Here is a 2132-nt window from a genome sequence, read left to right on the forward strand (position 1 = left end):
GTCGCGTTGGCCCGCACATCACCGGCGACACGGGTACTCACCGGTAGTGACACTTTGACCGTGTCGGATTCGTGAACGCGGCCACTTGCGGTCAGAACTCCCATCGCCACTGCTACCAGCAGGCTGTTGCCGCTGCCTCCCACGGACGCGGCAGCCGCCGTCCACTGCTCGGTGGGGCAGTCGACCACGACAGTGCTGGGCGCGAACTCACCGAAGCGAGTCGGGTTCGGTACTGCGATCGGAGGGTTTGCCCTCGGCTCGTCCTTCGTGGACCGCGTGAGTGCATTGCGGGCGCCTCTTCCGAGTGCGCGCACAGTCCCGAGCGCGGCGGCGCCGATCTGCCCGGCTGCATCGGAGATGTCGCGGTGTGTCGGGGCGTCCCAGGCCGATCGAAAGTCCTCGGGGTCTCCTGGTCCGCGTACGGCGGCAATGGCGGCAGAGGTGAGCGCCCCACCGTCGCCGACGACATGCGAGGCGACGAGCGAGACCACGGAGCCGCCACCGTCGGTATCGGCGTAGGCGAGCTGCCACACCGGCCCGTTCTCGGGATCGAGCCGAACGGCGGCCCGCTTCTCCATCCATCCGGCGAGCTCGCTCGAGCCGAGCACCCTGGCGTCGAGATCGAGAGGTAGCGACGTCGAGGCCCTGGTCCATGAGTCGCGAGCACCAGGGAAGCGCACACGCTCTACGGTTCGGTTGATCGGGCCGTCGCGGAGGTTCTCCCACATCGCGTGCAGGGATTCGCGCGCGACCGGCTCGTCGAACCGCCACACGATCTGATTGACGACGGGGACGTCGAGGACGCACTCCATTCGCAGGAACAGGTCGTCGTCGTACGTCAATCTACTCACGCAGACGAGCGTAACGGAGATCGGCTCGATATCGCCTACCACGCAGGTGATTTCCGACAAACGTCCCTGTCTCCGTTCGTGTTACGCGTACCAGCCGGCCATGGGGTAGGTTGCACTCGGGCGACGGAGTGCGGCTGAGGAGTTCACCAATGAAGTTTGTACTGCCGTTCACCGGCAGCCGGGGGGACGTAGCACCAGGCTTGGCGCTCGGGATCGAACTCGCCGGGCGCGGACACGAAGTCACATTCGGAGCACCGCCCAACCTGGTGACGTTCGCCACAGCTGCGACAGAGTCCACCGCCGGTATATCCATCGTCCCGTTCGGACCGGACACGCAGGCCCTGCTCGAATCGGACTTGGTGAGGACCCGAATCAAATCGCGAAATCCGCGCGTTCGGACGGCTGCGCTGGCCGAGCTCGCAAACTTCGGTTGGGACGACATGACCGAGCAGCTGTCGCAGATGTCGGTCGGTGCCGACGCGGCCGTTGCCGGCACTCTCGGCCAGGAAATGACGTTCAACTGCGCTGAGGCCCTGTCGATCCCGTTCATCGCACTGCACTACTGCCCGCTCAGATCGAACGGCTCGGTGTCGGTTCTCCCGGGCAGGGAGCTGCCCGCCATCGTCAATCGTGGCACGTGGCGCATCCTGGAGTCGATGCGTTGGCGATCGATGAAAGAACGAGAGAATATCCAGCGCAACGCACTTGGCCTTCCCGCTGCATCGCAGCCGCTGTCGACGCGAATCGCCCGGTACGGCGGTATCGAAATCCAAGCCTACGAAAGCTCGTTCTTCCCCGGACTGTCCCACGAGTGGGACGAGAGAAGACCGTTCGTGGGATTTCTCGAACTTCCTGCGGCGACAACAACTACGGGTATGGAATCGACCTCCAATTCACCTCTGGGTCGATGGATCGACGCGGGCACACCGCCGCTGTACTTCGGATTCGGCAGCATGCCGGTGCGGGATCCATCCGCGTTGGTAGCCATGATCGAGGACGTCTGCCGCCTCGGCGGACACCGGGCGGTTGTCAGTTCCGGCTGGAGCGCGATCGATGAATCGGTGGACCCGACCGCTGCCGTCGCGACGGTGGGTCCGGTGAACCACGCCACACTGTTCCCGTTGTGCCGAGCGGCAATTCATCACGGCGGTGCGGGAACGACTGCAGCGAGCATTCGAGCCGGACTGCCGACGATGACGTGCTGGTTCAGTGCCGACCAGCCCTTCTGGGGAGCCGCGCTGACCAGAACAGGTGCCGGCACGTCCGCCAAGTTCACGACGC

Annotated in this window: 1 protein-coding gene and 1 pseudogene; one reads left to right on the top strand and one right to left on the bottom strand. The window is 65.0% G+C overall.

Annotation, left to right across the window (positions count from 1 at the left end):
- Positions 1–851: pseudogene (locus A2J03_RS23875) on the bottom strand (hypothetical protein); the annotation flags it as partial.
- Positions 852–1000: 149 nt separating this feature from the next.
- Here A2J03_RS23875 and A2J03_RS23880 point away from each other — a divergent pair.
- On the top strand, positions 1001–2132 hold a 1132-nt coding region (locus tag A2J03_RS23880), incomplete at its 3' end, for a glycosyltransferase (RefSeq protein ID WP_068378961.1).

The organism is Rhodococcus sp. EPR-157 (assembly GCF_001647195.1).
Classification (GTDB): domain Bacteria; phylum Actinomycetota; class Actinomycetes; order Mycobacteriales; family Mycobacteriaceae; genus Rhodococcoides.